The sequence below is a fragment of the Comamonas sp. 23 genome (genome assembly GCF_049601575.1).
In the GTDB taxonomy this organism is placed as follows: domain Bacteria; phylum Pseudomonadota; class Gammaproteobacteria; order Burkholderiales; family Burkholderiaceae_C; genus Comamonas; species Comamonas squillarum.
Genome location: NZ_CP187127.1, coordinates 1,374,222 through 1,397,835 on the forward strand (window position 1 = coordinate 1,374,222; position 23,614 = coordinate 1,397,835).

Genomic DNA, 23,614 nt, shown 5'->3' on the forward strand with positions numbered 1-23,614 from the left:
TGCGCAACGCGGTCACACCTGGTCAGGCGTCTCGGTCTGTGGCGTATAAGCCGCAAACCGGGGCTGGCGCTGGCCGCCTAGTTCGACCTCTTCGCTGAACATGGCCGCTGGCCGCACCCACCAGCCGTAATCGCCATACAGCGCTTGGTAGACCACCAGCCACTCGCGTGTCTCGCTGTGCCGGGCCAGCTGCCAGACCTGGTAGAGCCGGCCTTTGTAGTGGCGGTAGAGTCCGGGCGAAATAGCTGGTGCTGGCATCGGGTGCTGTTCCATAATCTGAAAAAATAACCAAGCCTAGCAGATGCGCCCGCCTGCACATGCCGACATGGCCCGTGCGCGCCAGGTACCAGCGCTGCGCGGCCAGAACCTGTTCGGAGGGTGGGGTGGAGCAGATAGATTTTGTGCAGCGGGTCGATGCCTATACGCGCGCCGCTGCATCAGAGCCGGCGGTCTTCCGCCGCCATGTCTTTGGCATGCTGCTGCTAGCGGGGCTGTGGATCTGGGGCGGTCTGCTGCTGGGCCTGGTCTTGCTGGCCTGGTCAGTGCTGTCCTTTGTCTACCTTGGATTCCATGGATTGCAGATCTTTGGGCTGTTTGCCGGCTTGGCACTGCTGCTGAGCGTATTGCGGTTGACGCGCTCCGACTGGGTCGCGCCCGAGGGCATCGCCGTGCCCGCTGCTGAATGCCCGCGCCTCTTTGAGGCGCTCGAGCGCGTGCGCCAGAAGGTGCGCGGCCCCCGTATCTCCCAGCTGGTGATCACCGAAGACTATGGCCTGCGCATTGCGCAGCAGATGCGGCTGGGCGGCTTGCTGCCGGCGCGCTACCACCTGCTGCTGGGCCTGCCGCTGGCGATGGCGATTGACCGGCCGCGCCTGGTGGCCCTGATTGCGCAGGAATACAGCCATCTGCGCCGCCGCCAGGGCTGGCTGCAGGCTGCGGTCTACCGCGCCCGCCGCCGCCTGCAGGGGCTGCATGAGCGCCTCGCCGATGCGCGCCAGATGACGCACCTGGGCTGGGCCAATGAGCGCTTCATGCGCTGGTATTTGCCGCGCTGGTGGGCGGCCAGCTTTGTGGTGGCGCGGCAGGACGAGGCCGTTGCCGACCGCATGGCGGCCCGCTGGGTCAGCAAGCCGCTGATGGGCGAGGCGTTGTCCGAGGTGGCGGTGCGCGGGCGCTGGTTCCGCGAACAGTTCTGGACCATGCACTGGTTGCGCGCGCGAGAGCTGGCCTCGCCGATCGGGCCCTTCAGCCTGATGGCCGGGGTGATGAACCACAGCATGGATGTCAACTGGGTCTACCAGGGCTGGAAGCAGGAATACCATGCGCCCGCCAGCTACCAGGACACGCCCCCCAGCCTGCGCGAGCGCCTGCGGGGCCTGGATGTGCCCCCGGGCCTCACGCCCATGTCCAGCAGCAACTGCCTGGCCTGGCTGGGCAAGCGCTCGGAGCGCTGGATCGAGCTGCTCGACCAGCGCTGGTGTGTGCGCCATGGCCATGACTGGGTGGCCTACCGCCAGATCCTGAGCGCCTCGGCCGCACGCGTGGCCGCGCTGATGCCGCGCGAGCCTTACCTGGATGCCGACCAGCTGGTGGAGCTGGGCTGGCAGCTGCAAAGCACCGCCTTGCAGCACCAGGATGCCCCCTTGCCGATCTACCAGCGCGCGCTGGAGCTGGAGCCGGGCAATGCCCGTGCGCTGGCCGCCTGCGCCAGCCTGCACATGGGCATGGACTGGGAGGCGCAGCTGCAGTACCTGGCGCAGGCTTTTGCGCAGCTGCCGGCCATGGGTGCGGCCTGGTGCCAGCTGGCTTCGGGCGTGCTCGATGTGCTGGAAGACGAGGACTTTGACGAGGCCTCGGTACGCCAGCTGCGCAGCGACTGGCGCGCACGCGAGGCGCTGGCCCGCACGCAGCTGCAGGCGCTGCGCGATGAGCGCCTGGCGCAGGGCAGCCTGCTGGGCGCGCGCGCCTGCACCGCGCTGCCGCATCCGCTGTGGGCCTCGGAGCTCGCGGCACTGCAGCTGCATCTGCAGCACTGCCCGCGCTTGCGCCGTGCCTGGTTGCTGGCGCGGCCGCTGCGCAGCTTGCCGGGGGCCTATGCGCTGGTGCTGGTGCTCGACCGGCCCGGCGTGCACTACCAGGACAACAAGCGTCTGGAGCTGCAGTGGCGCGGCTACTTGGAGCGCGAGCTGCTGCTGTGCAAGCTAGTGCCGCTATGGATCACGCATGTCGAGGAGCTGGGCCCCACCGCGCTGCGCCAGCTGGCGGCCATGCCCTGGGGGCTGGTCTATGACCGCACCGAGCAGCCCGGTGGCGCGCCCAGCAGCGGCACAGCGCCGCTCACCGGTTAGCCGGGCCTGGCGCCCGGATACTGGCGCAATGGGACAATAGCGGCTATGCACCCCAAAGCCCTTTTAGATGCCTGCGCCGAGCTGGTCGCGCAGGCCCTCACCTTTGAACACCCGGCAGACGCCGTGGTGTCGCGTTATTTCCGTGAACACCGCAACCTGGGCCCGCGCGAGCGTGGCACGCTGGCCGAGACGGTGTACACCGTGCTGCGCAAGAAAACGTTATTTGAATCGCTGGCCCGCTCGGGCAGCGGCGCGCGCGAGCGCCGCCTGGCCATCCTCGGCTTTGCCGGCCCGCGCAGCTTTGTCAAAAGCGCGCTCAGCGACCAGGAAGTGCAATGGCTCGACGACTGCGACGCGATTGCGCCGGCCAGCCTCATGCCCCAGCACCGCCACAACCTGCCCGAGTGGCTGGTCGAGCCGCTGCAGGCCCAGGTGGGTGAGCAGTTCGAGCAGCTGGCCGCCAGCATGCTGGAGACGGCCCCGCTGGATCTGCGCGCCAATGCGCTGCTGACCAAGCGCAGCGAGCTGCAAAAAGAACTCAAGGAAGCGGGCATCAAGGCCGAGCCCACCCCTTATTCGCCCTGGGGCCTGCGCGTGGCCGACAAGCCTGCGCTCTCGCGCCTGGAGGCCTTTGTCAAAGGCCGGGTCGAGGTGCAGGACGAGGGCTCGCAGCTGCTGGCCCTGCTGCTGGACGCCAAGCGCGGCGAGATGGTGACCGATTTTTGTGCCGGCGCCGGCGGCAAGACCCTGGCCATTGGCGCGACCATGCGCAGCACCGGCCGCCTCTACGCCTTTGATGTGTCGGCCCACCGCCTGGAGGCGCTCAAGCCGCGCCTGGCCCGCTCGGGCCTGTCGAATGTGCACCCGGCTGCGATTGCGCATGAGCGCGATGAGCGGGTCAAACGCCTGGCCGGCAAGATGGACCGCGTGCTGGTCGATGCCCCCTGCTCGGGCCTGGGCACCTTGCGCCGCAATCCCGATCTGAAATGGCGCCAAAGCCCCAAGGCCATTGAAGAGCTGACGGCCAAGCAAACCGCCATTCTGGCCAGCAGTGCCCGCATGGTGAAGTCCGGCGGCCGCCTGGTCTATGCCACCTGCAGCATCCTTCCCGCAGAGAACGAGGCGATTGCCGAGGCCTTTGCCGCCGCCCACCCGGACTTTGTGCCGATGGATGCCGGCGAGCTGCTGGCAGGCCTGAAGGTCGAGCACGCCGCCAGCCTGTGCAGCGGCGGCGACAGCGGCAGCCTCTACCTGCGCCTGTGGCCCCACCTGCACCAGACCGACGGCTTCTTTGCCGCCGTCTGGCAGCGCAAGTAAGGCAGTCAGTCCAATAAGGCATAGGCCACCAAGGCGATTGCGCCTTGGCAGGCTGCCTCAGCTGTCAGCCTTTCCAGCCCAGCCAGTCGGCCACACTGCGCCAACCGGCGCGCCAGCCCGCATAGGCCTGCACCTGCACCAGCAATTGGGCGGGCTGCACGCCTTGTGCTTGCAGCCAGTACCAGCCCGCATGGGCGCCATTGCAGTGCGGGGCGTCTTCGGCCACCAGGCGCAGCGCGCTGTGCCAGGGCGAGCTGATCTGCAGCTGCCCGGCGTGGCAGTACAGGCTGCTGCCCGCCTCCAGATACAACCATTGGCCCTGGCCTGCACGCAAGGCCAGGCTGCTGCTGTGGATGCCTGGCTGCGCGGGGGCGCTGGTCTGGACCTGGGAGGCGGCGCTGCCTGGCAGGGCGGAGGCGAGGAGGGCGGTGGTGCTGGTGGTCATTTTTGCGCTTTCCTGAGCGTGGCAGAACAGGGCTCTAGCGTAAAAAAACGCGCTGCAACACAACAGACACAGTCCGCACCAGGGTCGGGCAGAACAGCGCAAGCACAAAGGGTCTGTTCTGGTTCAAAATCGCAGTTTCTGTATCTGTTCTGTCAGGGTTGAACCTGAGACCATAGCGCTGCGAATGGGAACCTGGCCCTGGCCACTGCGGTGGCGCACAAGGGTGATGGACAGGTTCCCGGAACCAGGAGTCCTGCTGTGCCGCTGTTAGATGAGAGTCTGTGTGACATCCCCGAGAGCCATTCCGTAGACGCGGCAGGCAGCCCGCCCGCCGACGATGCGTTTTTGTACGAGCGCATCGCCGCGCATTTTGAGCAGGCGATTGCCCAGCAGACCCTGGGTGTGGGGGCGCGCATGCCCTCGGTACGCGATATCCGGCGCCAGCACCATGTCAGCCACAGCACGGCGCTGCAGGTGCTGCGCGTGCTGGAGTCGCGCGGGTTGATCGAGGCGCGGCCGCGTGTGGGCTACTTTGTCAGCGACAGGGCTTTGCAGATGCCCGCCGCGCGCGAGCCGCTGCAGCTGGGCCCTTTTCCGATGCAGGACCACCGCTTTGAAGGCATTGGCGAGCGCGCGGCCGAGTACCTGAACAAGGCGCGCCTCAAAGGGCCGCTCAAGGTAGACCTGGGCAGCGCCATGCCCGCGCCCGAGCTGTTCGATGCCAAACTGCTCAATCAGCTGGCCGTGGCCTTGCTGCGCGAGCAGCCCCAGATCCTGGTCCATGGCCCTTCGGCGCCTTTCACCCATCCGGATTTTCAGGCCTCGATGGCGCGCTACGCGCTGGGCTTTGGCGTGCGCCTGGCGCCGATGGACATTGCGGCCACCTTTGGCAATTCCGAGGCGGTGAACCTGGCGCTCGATGCGCTGACCCAGTCGGGCGATATGGTGGCGATTGAGTCGCCCACCTTCTACGGCATCCTGCAGGCGATCGAGGCCAAGAAGCTGCAGGCGCTGGAGATCCCGTCGAGCCCGCACACGGGCATGTCGATCGAGGCGCTGGAGCTGGCCTTGCGCACCCACCCCAACCTCAAGGCCGTTGTGGTCGTGCCCCATCTGCAGATGCCCCAGGGCGCCACCATGCCTGACAGCCACAAGCGGCGCCTGGTGGCCCTGTGCCGCGAGTACCGGGTCGCGCTGATCGAGGACGATATCTACCGCGAATTTGTCGAATCCGACGAGGTGCTCAAGCCCTGTAAGGCCTGGGACACCGATGGCTCGGTGATCTATTGCTCCTCGCTGTCCAAAAGCTATGCGCCGGGCCTGCGCCTGGGCTGGATGAATGCCGGGCGCTGGCAGGAGCGGGTGCAGATGATCAAGTTTGCACGCTCGCGCAACCTGCCGGTCTGGCCCCAGCTGCTGGGCGCACGCACGGTGGGGTCACCGTCGTACATGCGGCACCTGGTGCGCCTGCGCCAGCAGCTGCGCGTGCAGCGCCAGGCCGCGGCGCAGGCGGTGGCGCGCTATTTTCCGATTGGCACGCGCCTAAGCCTGCCCGCGGGCGGCCTGAGCATCTGGCTGGAGCTGCCCGAGCAAATCTCGTCCAGCCGCCTGTACGACGAGGCGCTGGCCGTGGGCATCCGCGTGGCGCCTGGCGACATGTTCAGCAACACTGGCCATTACGACCACTTTCTGCGGCTGAGCTGCGGCATGCCGTTTACCGACGCAGTGGACGAGGCCTACCGCAGCCTGGGGCGCATGATGCATGCGCAGCTGGGGCTGCCGCCCAGGGCTTGATGCCGAGGCGCCGTGGGCGTGCTGCCTAGAAAAACCGGACGCAAAAAAACACAAAGGACACCGAGGTGTCCTTTGTGGTGTTTGCATGCCACCAAGTCAATGGCGGCGTACAGGCTGATTACTTCAGCTTCACTTCCTTGTAATCCACATGCTTGCGAGCCTTGGGATCGAACTTCGTGATCAACATCTTTTCAGGCATTGTCTTCTTGTTCTTGGTGGTCGTGTAGAAGTGACCGGTGCCGGCTGTCGATTCCAGCTTGATTTTTTCGCGTCCGCCTTTGGATGCCATGGTGATACTCCTTAAGCTTGGCCACGTGCGCGCAGGTCTGCGAGCACAGAATCAATACCGTTCTTGTCGATCAGACGCAGAGCGGCGCTGGAAACACGCAGGCGAACCCAGCGGTTTTCAGTTTCCACCCAGAAACGGCGATATTGCAGGTTCGGCAGGAACCGGCGCTTGGTTTTGTTGTTGGCGTGGGAAACGTTGTTTCCCACCATGGGCTTCTTGCCCGTTACTTCGCAAACGCGTGCCATCAGGACACTCCGAAAGTTTTAACAGCTGCTTGCCCTGTCCGCCTCGTTAAAAGCAGCGCGGCGCGGCTTGCAGCCTCACCTCGCCAATCAAAGGGTGGCGGTAGCCCATGTTCACAGCCGGGTCGGCTCAGTGGTGCAAGACCGCTGGCAAACCTGCCGTAGTTTCCTGTTCACGCGCCGAAGATTGCGAATTAGCAAAAGGCGGCAAGCAGCAAAGCCAAGGATTATAGCCTGAAAGCAAAATTCGGGCTATGCCCCTGGCTTGCGGGCTTATTCCTGTTCCAGAAAGCGCTGGGCATCTAGCGCAGCCATGCAGCCCGTGCCCGCGCTGGTAATGGCCTGGCGGTAGACATGGTCTTGCACGTCGCCAGCCGCGAAGATGCCGGGCACGCTGGTTTGTGTGGCAAAACCGCCACGGCCCATCTGGGTCACCAGGTAGCCGTTTTCCATCTCCAGCTGGCCTTGGAAGATGTCGGTATTGGGGTGGTGGCCAATGGCGATAAAGCAGCCTTGCAGCGCGATGTCCTCGGTGTGGCCGTCTTGCGTGCTCTTGATGCGGATGCCGTTGACGCCCGATTGGTCGCCCAGCACTTCATCGAGCGTGAAATGGGTCTTGAGCTCGATCTTGCCTTCCTGGACTTTCTCCATCAGCTTGTCGACCAGGATGGGCTCGGCCTTGAACTTGTCGCGGCGGTGCACCAGCGTCACCTTGCTGGCGATGTTGGACAGGTAGAGCGCTTCTTCCACGGCGGTGTTGCCGCCGCCGATCACGCAGACGGGCTGCTCGCGGTAGAAGAATCCGTCACAGGTCGCGCAGGCCGACACGCCACGGCCCATGAAGGCCTCTTCGGTGGGCAGGCCCAGGTACTTGGCCGATGCGCCGGTGGCGATGATCAGGCTGTCGCAGGTGTAGGTGCCGCTGTCGCCCTTCAAGGTGAAGGGGCGCTTGCTGAAGTCGACCTGGTTGATGTGGTCAAAGATGATCTGGGTCTTGAAACGCTCGGCATGCTCCAAAAAACGCTGCATCAACGCCGGGCCTTGCACGCCCATCACATCGGCGGGCCAGTTGTCCACTTCGGTGGTGGTCGTCAGCTGACCGCCCTGGGCCATGCCGGTGATCAAGACGGGATCGAGGTTGGCACGCGCCGCATAGATGGCGGCGGTATAGCCCGCAGGGCCCGAGCCCAGGATCAGAACTTTGGCATGTTGGTGGATGGCAGACATAGAACTCCTATCGCATTCAGGGGGCAGCTGCGGGGCAGCCGCGAATCAGTGAGCAGGCTGGCGCATGGCGCTCAGCAAAACATGAAAGAGTATCAAACACTGGCCACCCTCTGTGGATGGCTTGTGTCAATGTCCTTGATTGTCGCAAGCCATCACAGCACCTGAGGACGCCCGGCGCTGCATTTGCGCGCCAATGACAACAATCGTTGCGGCGTGCTGGCGCAAGGGGTGGGATTGTAGGAAGATAGGTAGATTACAAAATGTTGCGTATTGCCAGGTGACAGGGGCCTAGCACCGGTAGCTAGCCATGCTTTTCGTGCATCAGACTTATGTTTTTATTGGGTATTTGTGCTGATGGCCAGCGCCTGTCGGGGCCTTGGCGGCCCGCTCTGTGCGGCAGGGCCGCCCGCACTTTGCCTGAAGCACCGCGTCGCACCAAGGCATCACCCGGCCCCAGGCGCCTGGCCTGCTATCGAATTTGCAATCCGCTTAGGGTAAGCTCTGGCTCCTAGGTTATGGCTTACTCATCAAAGAAATCAAAGACAGCACCCCAGACCGGCCATTCGCTGGTGATGGGGGTTCGCCGTTTTGGGCACGAGCTGGTGCTCATCGTCAGTTTTGTGCTGATGGCGTTTTGCGTGGCGGCCATGGTCAGCTACTCGCCCAAGGACCCGGCCTGGTCCACCTCGGGCACGCAGATGGCTGGCCATGTCAGCAACTGGATGGGTCGCCTGGGCGCGATGGTGTCTGACGGCGGCTATTTCATGGTGGGTTTTTCCGTCTGGTGGCTGGTGGTGGCCGCCGTGCTGGCCTGGTTCTCGTCGCTGGCGCGCTGGCTGCGCGCCGGTGAGGCGCCACCCAACGATCCGCGCCCGCTGTGGCTGCGCCGCATGGTGTTCTGGGGGGGGCTGGTGGTGCTGCTGCTGGCCAGCGCTGCGCTGGAATGGTCGCGCCTCTACCGTTTTGAGGCCAGCCTGCCCGGCGCTGCCGGCGGTGTGCTGGGCTTTTTGCTCGGCCCGATGGCCGAGCGTTGGATGGGCTTTACCGGCTCGGGCATTGTCGGCGTGATGCTGCTGCTGCTGGGCCTTTCCTGGATTCTGGGCTTCTCCTGGGGCCAGATCGCCGAGAAGGTCGGCGCCGGGATCGAGCGTACTTTGCAAAAGCTGATGCTGCGCCGCGAAGCCGCTGCCGACAAGGCCGTGGGCAAGAAGGCAGCGCTGGCGCGTGAGGCCGAGGTCAGCAGTGCAGCCCCTGTGCCGATGGCCTCACGCCTGGATCCAACCGGTGATGGCCTGGACAGCATGCTGCCCGCTGCGCCGCGCAGCGCAGCGGTCGATTCGGGCCTGCATATCGCCCAGCCGCTCAAGCCCCAGGCGCAGCCCAGCGCCCGCGTGGTCAAGGAGCGGCAAAAGCCGCTGTTCAACGAGCTGCGTGACACGCGCCTGCCCCAGGTGGACCTGCTCGATGCGGCGCCCAAGACGCAGGAGAGCGTCTCCTACGAAACCCTGGAGATGACCAGCCGCCTGATCGAGAAAAAGCTCAAGGACTTTGGCGTCGAGGTGCGCGTGGTCGAGGCCGCACCCGGCCCGGTGATCACCCGCTACGAGATCGAGCCGGCCACCGGCGTCAAGGGCTCTCAGATCGTCAACCTAGCCAAGGACCTGGCCCGTTCGCTGTCGCTGGTGTCGATCCGCGTGGTCGAGACCATCCCCGGCAAGACCTATATGGCGCTGGAGCTGCCCAATGCCAAGCGCCAGACCATTCGGCTGACCGAAATCCTGGGCTCACACGAGTACCACGACGCCAAGAGCCTGCTGACCATGGGTCTGGGCAAGGACATCATCGGCAAGCCCGTGGTGGCCGACCTGGCCAAGATGCCCCATGTGCTGGTGGCCGGTACCACCGGCTCGGGCAAGTCGGTGGGTATCAATGCGATGATCTTGTCCGTGCTCTACAAGGCCGAAGCCAAGGATGTGCGGCTGATGATGATCGACCCCAAGATGCTGGAAATGTCGGTCTACGAAGGCATTCCGCACCTGCTGTGCCCGGTGGTCACCGACATGAAGCAGGCGGCCAACGGCCTGAACTGGTGCGTGGCTGAGATGGAGCGCCGCTACAAGCTGATGAGCAAGCTGGGGGTGCGCAACCTGGCGGGCTACAACACCAAGATCGACGAGGCCAAGGCGCGCGAGGAGAGCATTCCCAACCCCTTCAGCCTGACGCCCGAATCCCCCGAGCCCCTGCAGCGCCTGCCGCATATCGTCGTGGTGATCGACGAGCTGGCCGACCTGATGATGGTTGTCGGCAAGAAGATCGAAGAGCTGATTGCACGCTTGGCGCAAAAGGCGCGCGCTGCTGGTATCCACCTGATCCTGGCCACTCAGCGCCCCAGCGTCGATGTGATCACTGGCCTCATCAAGGCCAATATCCCTTCGCGGATCGCGTTCTCGGTGGGCTCCAAGATCGACAGCCGCACTATCTTGGACCAGATGGGCGCCGAGGCGCTGCTGGGCATGGGTGACATGCTCTACATGGCGAGCGGCACGGGCTTCCCGGTGCGGGTGCATGGCGCCTTTGTGTCTGATGAGGAAGTGCACCGCGTCGTCAGCTACCTCAAGGAGCAGGGCGAGCCCGACTATATCGACGGTGTGCTCGAAGGCGGCACCGGCGAGGGCGATTCCGGCTTTGGCGATGAAGAGGGCGGCGGCAGCGGTGAGAAGGACCCGATGTACGACCAGGCGGTCGAGATCGTGCTCAAGGACCGCAAGGCCAGCATCTCCTACGTGCAGCGCAAGCTGCGCATCGGCTACAACCGCTCGGCCAACCTGCTCGAAGAGATGGAGCGCGCCGGCCTGGTGAGCGCCTTGACCGGCAGCGGCCAGCGCGAAGTGCTGGTGGCCCACCGTCCCGGCGGTGAAGAATAGCGCAGCGGCGGGTAAACATTCGCAAAGCCAGCGCCTTGGCGGCCCACAGCGGGCACTTGTGGCCCGCTGCCGCACTCCAAACCCCTTGTTGGCCCGAAAGTGGCCCATGCATTGGCTTTGTTCGCAAAGCACGAAAGGATTCACGATGAAACAATGGATCGCAGCAGCCGCCCTGGTCAGCCTGACCGGTTGGGCACAGGCCGATGGCCTGCAAAGCCTGGAAAAGTTCATGACCAGCTCGCAGGCCGGTGAAGCCCAGTTCACGCAGACGGTCACCTCGCCCGCCAAGCAGGGCCAGGCAGGCAGGGTCAAGACCTCCAGCGGCAGCTTTGCTTTCCAGCGGCCGGGCAAGTTCAAGTTCATCTACCAAAAGCCGTTTGACCAGACCATCGTCGCCGATGGCGCGGTGCTGACCGTCTATGACGCCGACCTGAACCAGGTCACCCAGCGCCAGCAGAGCAAGGCCCTGGGCCAGACGCCTGCCGCGCTGCTCGCGTCCGCTTCAAGCTTGCAGGCGCTGAAGGCCGAGTTCGACGTGAGCAGCTTGCCCGAGGCCGATGGCCAGCAATGGGCCCAGGCCATTCCGAAGAACAAGGACGGCCAGATCAAGCAGGTCAAGGTCGGCTTCAAGGGCGATGAGCTGCAGACCTTGGAGATCGAGGACGGTTTTGGCCAGCGCTCGGTGCTGCGCTTTGTCGGCTTCAAGGCCCTGCCTTCGTTGCCGGGCTCGGCGTTCGAGTTTGCGATTCCTTCTGGCGCGGAAGTGATTCGCCAGTAAGCAGCATTCCAGCGGTGATGCCAACCGCGCGGACATAAAAAAAAGGTGCTCACGCATAGGTGAACACCTTTTTTGCTGTGCAGCCACCGTGGACGGCTGCAGCTAGGGCTTACAGCGCCATGTCCGGCACCTTCTTGACAGCGCCCTTGTCTTCCTGGGGCTGCACACCGGCTTCCACGCCGTGCAGGCTGGGCGAGGCAATCGCCAGGTTCAGCGCCTGCTCGGTGGCCTGCCATTCCTGCTGCAGCATGGCGGGGTTTTCGTTGAGCTTGACGCCGTAGCTCGGCACGATCTGGCGGATCTTCTCTTGCCAGTCGGCGCTCTTTACCTTCTCGGGGAAGGCCTTTTCCAGCAGGGTCAGCATGATCGCTGGCGAGGTCGAGCCCCCGGGCGACGCGCCCAGCAGCGCGGTCAGCGAACGGTCCTGGGCCACGACGACCTCGGTGCCGAGCTTGAGAATGCCGCCCTTTTCGGGGTCGTTCTTGATGATCTGCACGCGCTGGCCCGCTTCCCACAGGCGCCAGTCGGCATCCTTGGCCTCGGGCATGTAATGGCGCAGCGCGTCCATCTTCTGCTCCTTGTTCAGGCTCAGCTGCTGGGCCAGGTACTTGACCAGCGCAAACTCGTTGACGCCGACCTGCAGCTGCGGAATCACGTTGGCAAAGGTCGTGGCCTTGGCCAGGTCAAAGTAGGAGCCGTTCTTGAGGAACTTGCTCGACCAGGTCGCGAACGGCCCGAACAGCAGCACACGCTTGCCGTCCAGCACGCGGGTGTCCAGGTGGGGCACCGACATCGGAGGCGAGCCGGTATCGGCCAGGCCATAGACCTTGGCCAGGTGGCGCTCAGTGATCTCGGGCTTTTCGGTGACCAAGAACTCGCCGCCGACTGGGAAGCCGCCGTAGACCTTGGACTCGGGAATGCCCGACAACTGCAGCAGCGGCAGCGCCGCGCCACCGGCGCCGATAAAGATAAAGCGCGCATCCACGGTCTGGATCTTGCTGCTGTCCTTCATGTCGAAGGCCGACACGCGCCAGGAGCCGTCGCTGTTGCGCGTGATGGAGCGCACTTCCTGGCCGGTGCTGAGCTTGAAGTTGGGCTTGGACGACAGGTTCTTGTAGAACTGGCGGGTAATTTCACCCAGGTTCACGTCGGTGCCCAGCGGCGAGCGGGTGGCGGTCACCACTTCGGCCGGGTCGCGGCCTTCCATCATCAGCGGGATCCATTCCTTGATCTGTGCTGGGTCGGTGGACGACTCCATGCCGGTGAACAGCGGCGAGGCTTCCAAGGCCTTCAGGCGCTTTTGGATGAAGGAGCGGTTTTCCTCGCCGAACACCAGGTTCATGTGCGGCGTGGAGTTGATGAACTCGCGCGGATTGCCGAGTACTCCAGCGCGCACCTGGTGCGACCAGAATTGGCGCGAGACCTGGAAGTTTTCATTAATGTTAATGGCAGAGGAAATCTGCACATTGCCATTTTTATCCATCGGCGTGTAATTGAGCTCGCACAGCGCCGAGTGGCCGGTGCCGGCATTATTCCAGCCATTGGAGCTTTCTTCGGCAACCTGGTCGAGGCGCTCGAACAATTCATAGCTCCAACCGGGTTCGAGCTCCTGCAGATAAACGCCCAAGGTGGCACTCATGATGCCGCCGCCAATCAGCAGCACATCGACCTGGCGGTCTGCTTTTTCTGCGCGGTATTGGCTACCGAAGAAATACTGGTAACCGACCACGCCCGCACCGACGGCCGCTGCCGAGGCGACGAACTTGCGGCGGGTGAAGCCCTTCTTGGGCGCTTTGGCAGCGGAGGCCGCTTGGGGATTTTCTGTTGGATTCGTCATTGCTGAAACTCCACAAATTTTTGGATTTTGACGGTGTTGTCGTAAAAGACCATGAATAACCATGGTTTAAGCAGGCTCAATGTCTCTCCGATTCTGGGGTGCCTGTTCTGACGGTATTGAGCTGCTTGGCGTAGGCGGTTCTGAATGAGGGTGTCAATGAATATCCGAGGCCGATATTAAGGGTGGCTCTGCATATCCATTAAGCAGGAAGTGGTTAATCAGCCATCAAGGACGCACCGGTATTTGGCGGCGTGCCAAAAACCAGTCGGCCAGCCCCGCGCAGACCACGGTGGCGGCCACTGGCGTAACCCAGCCCAGGCCCAGCGCGGCGCCGGGCAGGTGGTCCAGCCAGGTGGGCAGGGCAGCAGTCCATTGCAGCGCCTTGGCGCCGTCGACCAGGCCAAACACCAGCGCCACCAGCATGACGGGGATGTAGACCCGAGCGGGCTGCTGCCAGCGCTGCAGCAGGCTGAGCGAGACCAGCGCAATCGCGGGGGGGTAGAGGGCGACCAGCACCGGGCCGGCGATCTCGATCAGCTGCGCCAGGCCCTGGTTGGCCACGGCGGCACTGAAGATGCACAAGGACAGCGCGACACTGCGGTAGGAGAAACCGGTGAGCTGGCTGAAAAAGCTGCTGCAGGCGCTCACCAGGCCTACGCCGGTTGTGAGGCATGCCAGCAGGATCACGGCGGCGATCAGCCAGATGCCGGCGCTGCCAAAGCGGTGCTGCACAAAGGCGCTGAGGATCTGCACGCCAGTCACGGTGTTCTGTGCCAGCTCGCCATTGGTGGCGCCCAGGTAGCACAGTGAGATGTAGACCAGGCTCAGGCACACCGCAGCAATCAGCCCGGCATAGATGGCGTAGCGGGTGTGCAGGCGCGCATCGGTCACGCCCGCATCCTTGATCGCGTTGACGATGACAATGCCGAACACCAGCGAGGCGAGGGCGTCCATGGTCTGGTAGCCCTGCACAAAGCCCTGGGCAAAGGCGGCCAGCTGCGTGCCATAGTCGGGGTTGGCCGTGCTGTAGCCGCCCACAGGGGCCAGCACCGCCATGCCGCCCAAAGCCAGCAACGCGGCAATCAGCAGCGGGGTGATGAGCTTGCCCAGGGTGTCCATCAGCTTGCCGGGGAACAGCGACAGCAGCAGCACCAGCGAGAAATAGACAATGCTGAACACCAGCAGCGCAATCGAGGTATTGCCGACAAAGGGGGCAATACCCATCTCGAAAGAGACCGTGGCGGTGCGTGGCGTGGCAAAGAAGGGGCCAATGGTCAGATAGATCGTGGTGGCCAGCACCAGGCCGGCAATGCGGCCAATCGGATGGGTCAGCTGGTCCAGGCCGCCACCGACGCGCGCGAGTGCAACGACGCCCAATAGCGGCAGGCCCACGCCGGTCAGCAGGAAGCCGGTGGTGGCGCCCACCAGGTTCTCGCCAGCGGCCAGGCCAACCAGCGGCGGGAAAATGATATTGCCCGCGCCCAGGAACAGGGCAAAGGTCATGAAGCCGAGGGCGATAATGTCCCTGGTTTTCAGTGATTTCATAATGGCTCTTGGTTCTTGCTGGTTAGCGCCCACTTGTAGTGGATGCCGTCAGCGAATGGATTCGCGCAGACGCGCATCAGAAAAATCGCCCCATGGGGGACATGCGCTGTGCAAAGCGTTGGCTGCGGGCTCGGCGCAAAGGCCTGGAGCGCGTGGCGTCCATGTCGGGCTGGTGTTATAGGCTGGGCCAATAAGAGCCCTGTCATCTGAAGCGGCGCAAATCCGTATAAACCCTTATTTTCTGCGAAAAATCGTGACCCATATCAGCAAAGGCATATGTACCCCAGGGATTAGTGGGGTGGCAGCGCACAAACGTAGTAAGCACCTGCCCCGCCCCGAGGCGCAGCGGCTGGCGCCTGGCCAGGCACCAGGCCGTGGTTCCGGAGCCCTGCATGGCTGATTTGTTCAGCCAGGAACCGGCCGCGCCGCTGGCCGAAGCGCTGCGCCCCAAGACCCTGGACGAGGTGGTGGGTCAGTCCCATTTGCTGGGAGAAGGCAAGCCGCTGCGCCTGGCCTTCCAGTCCGGCAAACCGCATTCGATGATCTTCTGGGGTCCACCCGGCGTGGGCAAGACCACGTTGGCGCGGCTGACGGCGACGGCGTTCCAGTGCGAGTTCATCGCCCTGTCTGCGGTCTTGTCGGGTGTGAAGGACATCCGCGAGGCCATGGAGCAGGCCAGGCAATATCTTGCGCAGGGCAAAAACACCATCTTGTTCGTAGACGAAATCCACCGGTTCAATAAGTCGCAACAAGATGCCCTGTTGCCGCATGTGGAATCAGGGCTGTTCACCTTTATCGGTGCTACCACCGAGAACCCCTCCTTTGAGGTCAACTCGGCGCTGCTGTCGCGGGCCCAGGTCTATGTCCTCAAGTCGCTGACAGAGGCGGAGCTGAAGCGCTTGCTCCAGCGGGCCCAGGAAGAACATGCGCTTGACGATCTGGCGTTTGACGACCTGGCCGTCGATACCCTCGTGGGGTATGCGGATGGTGACGCCAGAAGATTTTTGAACCTGCTTGAACAAACGAGCACAGCAGCCAAGGCTTCAGGCGTTGCGGAGATCACGGCCGAGTTCTTGCAGAACGCGCTGACCTTGAACAGCCGCCGTTTTGACAAGGGCGGCGACAATTTCTACGACCAGATCTCGGCCTTGCACAAGTCGGTGCGCGGCTCGCACCCCGATGCCGCGCTCTACTGGCTCACGCGCATGCTCGATGGTGGCGCCGATGCGCGCTACCTGTCCCGGCGCATTGTGCGCATGGCCTGGGAAGACATTGGCCTGGCTGACCCACGCGCGATGCAGATTGCCAACGATGCTGCGCTGACCTATGAGCGCCTGGGCAGCCCCGAAGGCGAGCTGGCGCTGGGCCAGGCCGTCATCTACCTGGCCATGGCCGCCAAGAGCAATGCCGGCTACAACGCCTACAACCAGGCCAAGGCCTTTGTGAAGCAGGACAAGAGCCGCGAAGTGCCGGTGCATTTGCGCAACGCCCCGACCAAGCTGATGAAGGAGCTGGGCTATGGGCATGAATACCGCTACGCCCATGACGAGCCCAATGCCTATGCAGCGGGAGAAACCTATCTGCCAGATGGGATAGACCCGCCCGGCTGGTACCAGCCCGTGCCCCGGGGGCTGGAGCTCAAGATTGGCGAGAAGCTGGCGCAGCTCAAGCGCTGGGATGAGGAAGCCGGGCAGGACTGAGGCCCGGTTTTTCCAGCGCAGTCATTGGCTTGCTGGCGGTTTGAGCGGCGTGGTAGGGCACCCGCTGCCAAGGCCTTGCCTCCTGTGCGCAGCACGCGCTGATAGTTGCGCATGAAACCGGTACCACATCTTCGCGCAACGCATATTGCGCTGGATGAAGTGTGAGTAAAACACCGGGGTACACCCGGGGACCTCGGCAGAGGTCGTACAAGTTGTCGAAAATTTGCCGTAGATACGACAAAAGACTCTAGCGAGCATGGCGGGCATGCGCGGGAGTCGTATGACAACAAAGGTCTCTCACGATGCGGTTTTGCAAGTCAAAGTCGGGCGTCTCCTGGTCCAGGACTGCCTTCGGCTTGGTGTTTTCTGTGTGGGCGGGGATGCATGCGGCTCAGGCCCAGACGGCGGCGCCTGTAGCGGCCACGGCCTCTAGCGATGCGCTGCTGGTGGAAAAGGGCCGTAAGCTGGCGGTAGCTGCGGATTGCGCAGCCTGCCACACGGCGCCCAAGGGTGGCGCCAGTTTTGCCGGTGGCTACCCCATCGCCTCACCGCTGGGCAGCATCTATGCCACCAATATTACCCCGTCCAAGACGGCCGGCATTGGCAGCTACAGTCTCGAAGACTTCAGCCGCGCGCTGCGCCAAGGGCTGCGCAAGGACGGGGCCCATCTGTACCCGGCCATGCCGTACACGGCCTATGCCCAGATCAGCGACGAAGACACCGAGGCGCTCTACGCCTACTTCATGCATGGCGTCGAGCCGGTGGACCAGGCCGCGCCGCAAACGGCCCTGCCTTTCCCCTTCAACATCCGCCTGTCGATGGCCGTGTGGAATGCGCTCTACCTGAAGGACCAGCGCTTCAAACCCGATGCCAGCAAGCCGCCGGAGTGGAACCATGGCGCCTACCTGGTCGATGCGCTGGCCCACTGCAGCACCTGCCACACACCGCGCAATGCGCTGATGGCTGAAGACAGCAGCCGCTACCTGGGGGGCGGCTCGCTGGGCGCCTGGTACGCGCCCAATATCACGTCGGACGCGGTTAATGGCATCGGCGGCTGGACCGAGGCCGAGCTGGTGCAGTACCTCAAGACCGGCCGCGTGCCCGGCAAGGCCCAGGCCGCCGGCCCGATGGCCGAAGCCATCGAGCACAGCCTGCAGCACCTGCCTGACAGCGATATTCAGGCTATGGCGTCCTACCTCAAGCAAACCAAGGCGGTGGCAGGCGGAGAGACCCAGCCGCGCTACCGCTATGGCCAGGCCAGCCTGCAGTCCGAAGACACGCAGCGCGGGCTGGTCGACGGCGCCGATGCCGGCTGGAAGGTGTTCAGCGGCAGCTGCGCCCACTGCCACCAGGCCAATGCCAGCGGCACGGCCAATGGCGAATACCCTTCGCTGTTCCACAACAGCGTGACCGGTGCCGACCGCGCCGACAACCTCATCGCCACCATCCTGCACGGCGTGGACCGCACGGTGCAGGGGCGTGCCCATTTCATGCCTGCGTTTGGCGATGCCGCATCCTTCACCGACCGGCTCAGCGACCAGGAGATCGCCGATGTCAGCAACTATGTGCTCACGCAGTACGGCAACCCGGCCGTCAAGGTGCAGGCCGCCGATGTGGCTGCCGCACGCGCCGGAGGCAAGCCGCCGCTGATCGCCCAGCTGCCCGCCCTCATCGTGCCGGCCGCTGTGCTGCTGCTGGTGTTGGTGCTGGCCTTCATCGTGATCCGTCAGCGCCGCAAGGCCGCTGCCTCGTCTGGAGTCTGACCCGCATGACCTCGTCCTCTTTCCCCCCATCCGCCGTGCTCTGCGCCAAGCCCCTGGTGCCTGCGATGCCTGCGGGCATCTCGCGCCGCCGCCTGCTGGGCGCTGCGGCTGCCACCGGTGTGGCGCTTGCCGCCGGCGGCTTTGCCGTGCTGGGCTCCAGCAATGCCTTTGCCGCCAGCGAGGCAGCCGATGATTTCCTGCGCCTGTCGGAGTTCGTCACCGGCGGCAGCCCGCTGTCGGCAGCCCTGGCCACGCGCTACCTGGCGGCACTGACCAAGAGCGATGCGGCCTTTGCCGCCGCAGCGCAGGCGCTGCACCAGCATGTGGCCAGCCAGAAGATCAGCCATGTCGACGACCTGCTCGCTGCGCCCGATCTGGACCCGGCGCTGCGCGCCACCGCCACCCAGATCGTCTCGGCCTGGTACCTGGGCGTTGTCGGCGAAGACGCAGACGCCGTGCTGATCAGCTATGCCAATGCGCTGATGTACCGCCCCACGGCCGGCATCCTCGATATTCCTACCTACGGCAGTGGCCCCGATTCCTGGGGCGAAAAGCCCGTCGTGCCTGTCAGCCCCAACAAAAAGAGCCCACAAGCATGAGCAGCAACCAAACGCAATACGACGCCGACCTGATCGTTATCGGCTCCGGGGTCATGGGCGGCATCATCGGTGCCAAGCTGGCGCAGGCCGGCAAGTCCGTCATCATTCTGGAAGCGGGACCGCGCGTGCGCCGAGCCGACATCGTCGAGACCTTCCGCAATGCGCCGATCAAGCTCTCGCTGGCCAATATGAAGCTGCAGGGTGCGGGCTCGCCGTTCCCCAATCCGCCGCATATCCCCTCCACCTATGGCGACTACCTGCAGCAGACCGGCCCGGTGAAATACCCCACCAAGTACCTGCGCGTGGTGGGCGGCACCACCTGGCACTTTGGCTCGGCGCTGTGGCGCATGATCCCCAATGACTTCAAGCTGCAGACGCTGTACGGCCGCGGCCGCGACTGGCCGATTGGCTATGACGAGCTCGAACCCTATTACTGCGAGGCCGAGGCCGAGCTGGGCGTGACAGGCTACGACGGCCAGGACGAGAGCGGCCACGGCGGCGAGGCGCATCCGCCGCGCTCCAAGCCCTTCCCGATGAAGGGCTTCAACGTGCCCTACTTCATGCAACGCATGGACGAGATGCTCAAGCCCGGTGGCTACCACCCAGTGCTGGAGCCCCATGGCCGCGCCAGCCGCCCCTACGGCAACCGCCCGGTCTGCGCCGGCAACAACAACTGCAACCCGGTCTGCCCGATCGGCGCCAAGTACGACGGCTCCATGCACATCGATGTGGCCGAGCGCGCAGGCGCCAAGCTGCTCGACAACGCTGTGGTCTACAAGATCGAGGCGGGTGACGACGGCAAGATCACGGCCGTGCACTACAAGAAGCCCGATGGCACATCGCAGCGCCTCACCGCACGCCACTTTGTGCTGGCCGCCTATGGCATCGAAAGCCCCAAGCTACTGTTGATGTCGACCTCGGAGAAATACCCGAACGGCATTGCCAATTCGTCCGACCAGGTGGGCCGCAACCTGATGGGCCACACCGGCATCAGCATGAACATCATGATGAACGAGGACGTGTGGCCGGGCCAGGGCCCGACCGAGCTGCTGGTCTACCTGAACTACCGCGATGGCGCCTTCCGCAAGGACATCCCCAGCTACAAGACCAAGTTCCGCAATACGGTGACGACCTCGCAGATTACCTCCAGCCTGATCGCCAAGGGCGTGCTGGGCAGCAAGCTGGACGAGGAAATCCGCCGCCAGTCGGCCCGCTCGCTCAACGTGGCAGTGGACTTCGAGACCGAGGCGCTGCCGCAAAACCGCGTGGTCCCCAGCAAGACCAAGACGGATGCGATCGGCATCCCCGTGCCCGAGATCTACTACAGCGTCAATGACTACTGGAACGCCGGCCGCGACTTTGCCGTGAAGGACCTGCAGCGCATGGCTGGCCTGTTGCAAGCCGACATCCTGAAGATGGACACCAACCACCAGGACCGCCAGCACATCATGGGCACCACCATCATGGGCGACGACCCGAGCAACTCGGTCGTGGACCGCGACTGCCGCACCCATGACCATCCCAACCTGTTCATCGCCGGTACCAGCGTGATGCCCTCGGCATCGTGCATGAACCCGACCTTGACGGGGGCCGCCTTGAGCGTGCGTATTGCGCACCAACTGCTGAAAGAAATCTAAGCAGCCCGGCCTCAGCCGCTGCCCGGCGCTGAGGCCAGCCTTTCCCCTCGGATAAGCCCCGAGCAGGACAATACCGGCCATGATCGTCCGTCCTCCCTTGCATTGGCTGCGCATGCTGTTTGTGTGGCGCGGCTCCATCCTGCCGGCGATCACGCCGCAGCTGATCCTCATCACCATCCTCGCGGTGGTGGCCACGCTGCTGCATGGCTCCATCCTGAGCTGGAAGGTGCCGCTCAACTTTGTGCCGTTCTCGCTGATCGGCCTGACCCTGGCGATCTTTCTGGGCTTCAGAAACAGCACCTCGTATGCGCGCTTTTGGGAGGCGCGCACGCTCTGGGGGGTGCTCCTGGTCGAGAGCCGGCACCTGGCCGCCCAGGCGCTGAGCCTGACCCAGGACCGCGCACAGGCGCGCGTGCTGGTGCTGCGCCTGTGCGCCTTTGCCTATGCGCTCAAGCACCAGCTGCGCGCCAGCGATGCGCGTGCCGATCTGGCGCTCTTCCTGCCACCGGGCGAGGTGCAGCAGATCAGCGAAGCGCGCTTTCCGGGCGCGATGGCCATGCTGCTGGTGCAGCGCTGGGTGGGTGAGCAATGCCAGCAGGGCCGCATTGCGCCGGCCGTGGTGCCCGTGTTCGAGCAGGCGCTGGCGCGCCTGGGCAGTGCGCTGGGCGGCTGCGAGCGCATTGCCAGCACGCCCATTCCGTTCACCTATTCGGTGATCCTGCACCGCAGCATCTACATCTACTGCTTTTTGCTGCCCTTTGGCTTGCTCGATTCCATCGGCACGATGACGCCGGTGATCGTCTGCTTTGTCGCCTACACCTTCTTTGCACTGGAGGCGCTGGGCGCCGAGCTGGAGCACCCCTTTGGCATGGAAGCCAATGACCTGGCGCTCGATGCGATGGTCTACGGCATTGAGTCCTCGGTGCTGGAGATGCTGGGCGAGGCGCCGTTGGCTAAAGCTCCCCAGGTGCGCGATTTTGTACTGCACTGAACACCAGGCTGGCGCGCAGTCCTGCGCCCTCTGAGCGCGGCGCCAGCTGAAACCGTGCCTGCTGCAAATGGGCCAGTTTGGCCACAATCGCCAGGCCCAGGCCTGCGCCCTGGCCGAGCGACTGGCCGCTGGGCCCTTGCTGCCAGCGCTGCATGGCGGCCTGGCATTGCGCCTCGCTCATGCCCGGGCCGTCGTCAATGACGGCCAGCTCGACGCTGCGGCCATCGTCAGCAGCCTGCAAGGCCACGGTGACCGACTGGCCGCCATAGCGCAGCGCATTGAGGATCAGGTTGTCGAGCATGGCTGCGAGCAGGTTGGCATCGGCGGCAATGCGCAGCTGTTCGGACTCGGGCCTGTCCAGGCCCTCGGCACCCAGGTCGATCCGGGCGCGGCTGGCGGCATCCCAGTGGCGCAGCACCGCCTGCTGCACCAGGTCAGCGGGGGCGACGGGCAGCAACTGCACGGCGCTGGCCTCGTCGCTCAGCGCCAGCAGCAATAACTGATCGACCAGGTGACTGGCACGCGCCACGCTGTCGGAGATGCGCTGCAGTTGCTGCTGCTGCACCGCAGGGTCAGCATGGCCCAGCCCATAGTCGGCCAGCGCCTTGATGCCGGCCAGCGGCGTGCGCACCTCATGGGCCACATTGCCGGCAAACTCGCGCTGGGCCTCGACGTTGTCGGCAATGCGGGCGAGCAGCGCATTGGTGGTCTGGCGCAGCTGCTCGATCTCGCGCGTGGTGGCCGGCGCGCTGGGGGGGATGGGCGCCAGATCCTGGGCATCGCGCCGCGACAGCGACCGTTGTAGCGCCGCGAGCGGCGCCATGTCTTGGCCAATGCGGTGGTGCAGCCACCACAGCAGCAGCACCAGCAAGCTCAGCTGCGGGATCGCGGCATAGAGGAACAGGTGCTGGATCAGGCTGTCGCGCACCCGCGTGGTGTGCATCATCACGATGCTGAGCTGCTGCTCGCCCACGGCGCTGCGCAGCGCCACGGCCCGTACCAGCTGGCCGTTGTACAGGGTCTCGCGGTAGCTCACCGGCTCGCTCTCGTCCCAGGGCAAGAGCGGCAGCGGCTCGCCGGCCAGCTGGCTGCCGTCGGCGCGGTAGACCGCGTAGTACACATACTCGGCTTGGTCAAACAGGGCAGCCTTGAGTTCGCTGTCGGTCAGCTGCAGGGCCACGTCGCCTGCGTCATCGGCGCGCAGGTGCGAGGCAATCGCATAGGCATCGTCGAGCAGCGCGCGGTCAAACGCACTTTGGGTGAAATGGTTGGCCAGGCCCATCATGAACACGGTGCCCAGCAGCCAGGTCCAGACCAGCGGCCAGCGCACATGGCGCAGCACGCGCATGCGCAGCGATGGCAGCGCGGCGGGATGGGGGGCCGCGGCGCTCATGGGGCATCGCCGCTGTCGGCCTCGATCAGGTAGCCAATGCCGCGCAGGGTGCGGATGGCCGCGCCGCTGTGCTGCAGCTTCTTGCGCAGGCGCGAGATAAAGGCTTCGAGCGCGTTGTCGCCCAGCGCCTCATCAAAGTCCGAGAGCTTGTCCGACAGGCTGCGCTTGCTCACCGCGCGGCCGGGCGGGCTCATCAGCTCCCAGAGCACTTCGAACTCGCGCGCGGGCAGGTCCAGCGGCAGCGCACCCACGCGAAAGCGGCGGTTGTTGCGCTCCAGGCTGAGCTGGCCCACGGTCGATACATCCTGCGTGCCAATGGCGCGGCGCACCAGGGCGCGCAGCCGGGCCTCGACCTCGGCCAGCTCAAAGGGCTTGCCCAGGTAGTCGTCGGCGCCGCTGTCCAGGCCGGCAATGCGCTCGGGGGTCTGGTTGCGGGCGGTGAGCACCAGCACGGGGGTGTTGTCGCCGCGCCTGCGCACCTGCTGCAGCAGCGCCAGGCCGCTGACCATCGCACTGCCGCGCACGGCGCTGCAGGGCAGGTTCAGGTCGAGCAAGATGGCATCAAAGCGCTGCACCCGCCACCAGTGCTCGGCCGCGCCCAGGTCGGCCGCCTGGTCCACATGGTGGCCTGCATCGCGCAGGCTGCTGACCACCACATCGCGCAGCACCGCGTCGTCTTCAATCACAAGAATTCGCATGGTCCAAGCCTAGCAAAAGCAAAGCACCGCAGCCAGAAAAAAGCCTGTTCAGGCCGGATGGCCAGAACAGGCGCACACTGGAGTGCA

At 64.6% G+C, this 23,614-nt stretch carries 19 protein-coding genes; 10 read left to right on the forward strand and 9 right to left on the reverse strand.

Annotated features, from left to right (window positions below; all coding sequences use genetic code 11):
• Positions 1 to 12: 12 nt before the first annotated feature.
• On the reverse strand, positions 13 to 258 hold the full coding sequence (locus tag ACPEE1_RS06155) for a DUF1653 domain-containing protein (protein WP_116927002.1): 246 nt from the start codon (positions 256 to 258) through the stop codon (positions 13 to 15).
• A 125-nt stretch (positions 259 to 383) separates the two neighbouring features.
• Here ACPEE1_RS06155 and ACPEE1_RS06160 point away from each other — a divergent pair, with 125 nt between their 5' ends.
• Together ACPEE1_RS06160 and ACPEE1_RS06165 are read left to right on the forward strand one after the other, a co-directional pair.
• Complete coding sequence (locus ACPEE1_RS06160; RefSeq protein WP_182343285.1) at positions 384 to 2,348, forward strand: M48 family metallopeptidase; 1,965 nt, start codon at positions 384 to 386, stop codon at positions 2,346 to 2,348.
• A 45-nt stretch (positions 2,349 to 2,393) separates the two neighbouring features.
• Complete coding sequence (locus ACPEE1_RS06165; RefSeq protein ID WP_423935559.1) at positions 2,394 to 3,665, forward strand: RsmB/NOP family class I SAM-dependent RNA methyltransferase; 1,272 nt, start codon at positions 2,394 to 2,396, stop codon at positions 3,663 to 3,665.
• Positions 3,666 to 3,729: 64 nt separating this feature from the next.
• Here the strand turns inward: ACPEE1_RS06165 and ACPEE1_RS06170 are convergent, their stop codons facing one another.
• Entirely contained in the window at positions 3,730 to 4,110 is a 381-nt protein-coding gene (locus tag ACPEE1_RS06170; RefSeq protein WP_423935561.1) for a hypothetical protein, read from the reverse strand.
• A 258-nt stretch (positions 4,111 to 4,368) separates the two neighbouring features.
• Here ACPEE1_RS06170 and ACPEE1_RS06175 point away from each other — a divergent pair, with 258 nt between their 5' ends.
• On the forward strand, positions 4,369 to 5,904 hold the full coding sequence (locus ACPEE1_RS06175; protein WP_423935563.1) for a PLP-dependent aminotransferase family protein: 1,536 nt from the start codon (positions 4,369 to 4,371) through the stop codon (positions 5,902 to 5,904).
• Between the two features lie 118 nt (positions 5,905 to 6,022).
• Here ACPEE1_RS06175 and rpmG read toward each other — a convergent pair whose 3' ends face one another.
• The 3 genes from rpmG to trxB all read right to left on the reverse strand — a co-directional run bounded on the left by rpmG (position 6,023) and on the right by trxB (position 7,662).
• Positions 6,023 to 6,193 (reverse strand): 50S ribosomal protein L33, encoded by a 171-nt coding sequence (rpmG, locus tag ACPEE1_RS06180; protein WP_021026858.1) that lies wholly within the window; start codon positions 6,191 to 6,193, stop codon positions 6,023 to 6,025.
• A gap of 11 nt (positions 6,194 to 6,204) precedes the next feature.
• On the reverse strand, positions 6,205 to 6,438 hold the full coding sequence (gene rpmB, locus ACPEE1_RS06185) for a 50S ribosomal protein L28 (RefSeq protein WP_021026859.1): 234 nt from the start codon (positions 6,436 to 6,438) through the stop codon (positions 6,205 to 6,207).
• Positions 6,439 to 6,708: 270 nt separating this feature from the next.
• Complete coding sequence (gene trxB / locus ACPEE1_RS06190; protein ID WP_021026860.1) at positions 6,709 to 7,662, reverse strand: thioredoxin-disulfide reductase; 954 nt, start codon at positions 7,660 to 7,662, stop codon at positions 6,709 to 6,711.
• A gap of 515 nt (positions 7,663 to 8,177) precedes the next feature.
• On the opposite strand from trxB, the gene ACPEE1_RS06195 reads away from it, so the two are divergent.
• Together ACPEE1_RS06195 and lolA are read left to right on the forward strand one after the other, a co-directional pair.
• On the forward strand, positions 8,178 to 10,586 hold the full coding sequence (locus tag ACPEE1_RS06195; protein ID WP_409935187.1) for a DNA translocase FtsK: 2,409 nt from the start codon (positions 8,178 to 8,180) through the stop codon (positions 10,584 to 10,586).
• A gap of 145 nt (positions 10,587 to 10,731) precedes the next feature.
• Complete coding sequence (gene lolA, locus ACPEE1_RS06200; RefSeq protein ID WP_182343277.1) at positions 10,732 to 11,364, forward strand: outer membrane lipoprotein chaperone LolA; 633 nt, start codon at positions 10,732 to 10,734, stop codon at positions 11,362 to 11,364.
• 109 nt (positions 11,365 to 11,473) lie between these two features.
• Here lolA and mqo read toward each other — a convergent pair whose 3' ends face one another.
• Both mqo and brnQ read right to left on the reverse strand, forming a co-directional pair.
• Positions 11,474 to 13,201 carry a malate dehydrogenase (quinone) gene (gene mqo / locus ACPEE1_RS06205; RefSeq protein WP_182343275.1) on the reverse strand — a complete coding sequence of 576 codons (1,728 nt, stop codon included), beginning with the start codon at positions 13,199 to 13,201 and terminating at the stop codon, positions 11,474 to 11,476.
• 225 nt (positions 13,202 to 13,426) lie between these two features.
• A complete protein-coding gene (brnQ, locus tag ACPEE1_RS06210; protein WP_182343273.1) occupies positions 13,427 to 14,746 on the reverse strand; it encodes a branched-chain amino acid transport system II carrier protein in 1,320 nt (439 codons plus the stop codon).
• Between the two features lie 392 nt (positions 14,747 to 15,138).
• Between brnQ and ACPEE1_RS06215 the strand changes: the two genes are divergently transcribed.
• From ACPEE1_RS06215 to ACPEE1_RS06235, 5 genes are all read left to right on the forward strand, one after another.
• The gene (locus ACPEE1_RS06215) at positions 15,139 to 16,446 is read left to right on the forward strand and encodes a replication-associated recombination protein A (RefSeq protein ID WP_116927777.1); all 1,308 of its coding nucleotides are present in this window, start codon (positions 15,139 to 15,141) and stop codon (positions 16,444 to 16,446) included.
• Between the two features lie 359 nt (positions 16,447 to 16,805).
• Complete coding sequence (locus tag ACPEE1_RS06220) at positions 16,806 to 18,209, forward strand: cytochrome c (protein ID WP_423936400.1); 1,404 nt, start codon at positions 16,806 to 16,808, stop codon at positions 18,207 to 18,209.
• A gap of 5 nt (positions 18,210 to 18,214) precedes the next feature.
• Positions 18,215 to 18,808, forward strand: a complete 594-nt coding sequence (locus tag ACPEE1_RS06225) for a sorbitol dehydrogenase family protein (protein WP_260720216.1) — start codon at positions 18,215 to 18,217, stop codon at positions 18,806 to 18,808.
• Positions 18,805 to 20,445, forward strand: coding sequence for a GMC family oxidoreductase (locus tag ACPEE1_RS06230; RefSeq protein ID WP_423935568.1), 1,641 nt, complete (start codon positions 18,805 to 18,807; stop codon positions 20,443 to 20,445). Before ACPEE1_RS06225 ends, ACPEE1_RS06230 begins: the two co-directional genes overlap by 4 nt.
• Before the next feature lie 79 nt (positions 20,446 to 20,524).
• Positions 20,525 to 21,436 carry a bestrophin family protein gene (locus ACPEE1_RS06235; protein WP_116927780.1) on the forward strand — a complete coding sequence of 304 codons (912 nt, stop codon included), beginning with the start codon at positions 20,525 to 20,527 and terminating at the stop codon, positions 21,434 to 21,436.
• Here ACPEE1_RS06235 and ACPEE1_RS06240 read toward each other — a convergent pair.
• A complete protein-coding gene (locus ACPEE1_RS06240) occupies positions 21,399 to 22,829 on the reverse strand; it encodes a sensor histidine kinase (protein ID WP_116927781.1) in 1,431 nt (476 codons plus the stop codon). The genes ACPEE1_RS06235 and ACPEE1_RS06240 overlap by 38 nt on opposite strands.
• Positions 22,826 to 23,527, reverse strand: a complete 702-nt coding sequence (locus ACPEE1_RS06245; protein ID WP_423935570.1) for a response regulator transcription factor — start codon at positions 23,525 to 23,527, stop codon at positions 22,826 to 22,828. The genes ACPEE1_RS06240 and ACPEE1_RS06245 overlap by 4 nt, the downstream gene beginning before the upstream one ends.
• Positions 23,528 to 23,614 lie beyond the last annotated feature (87 nt).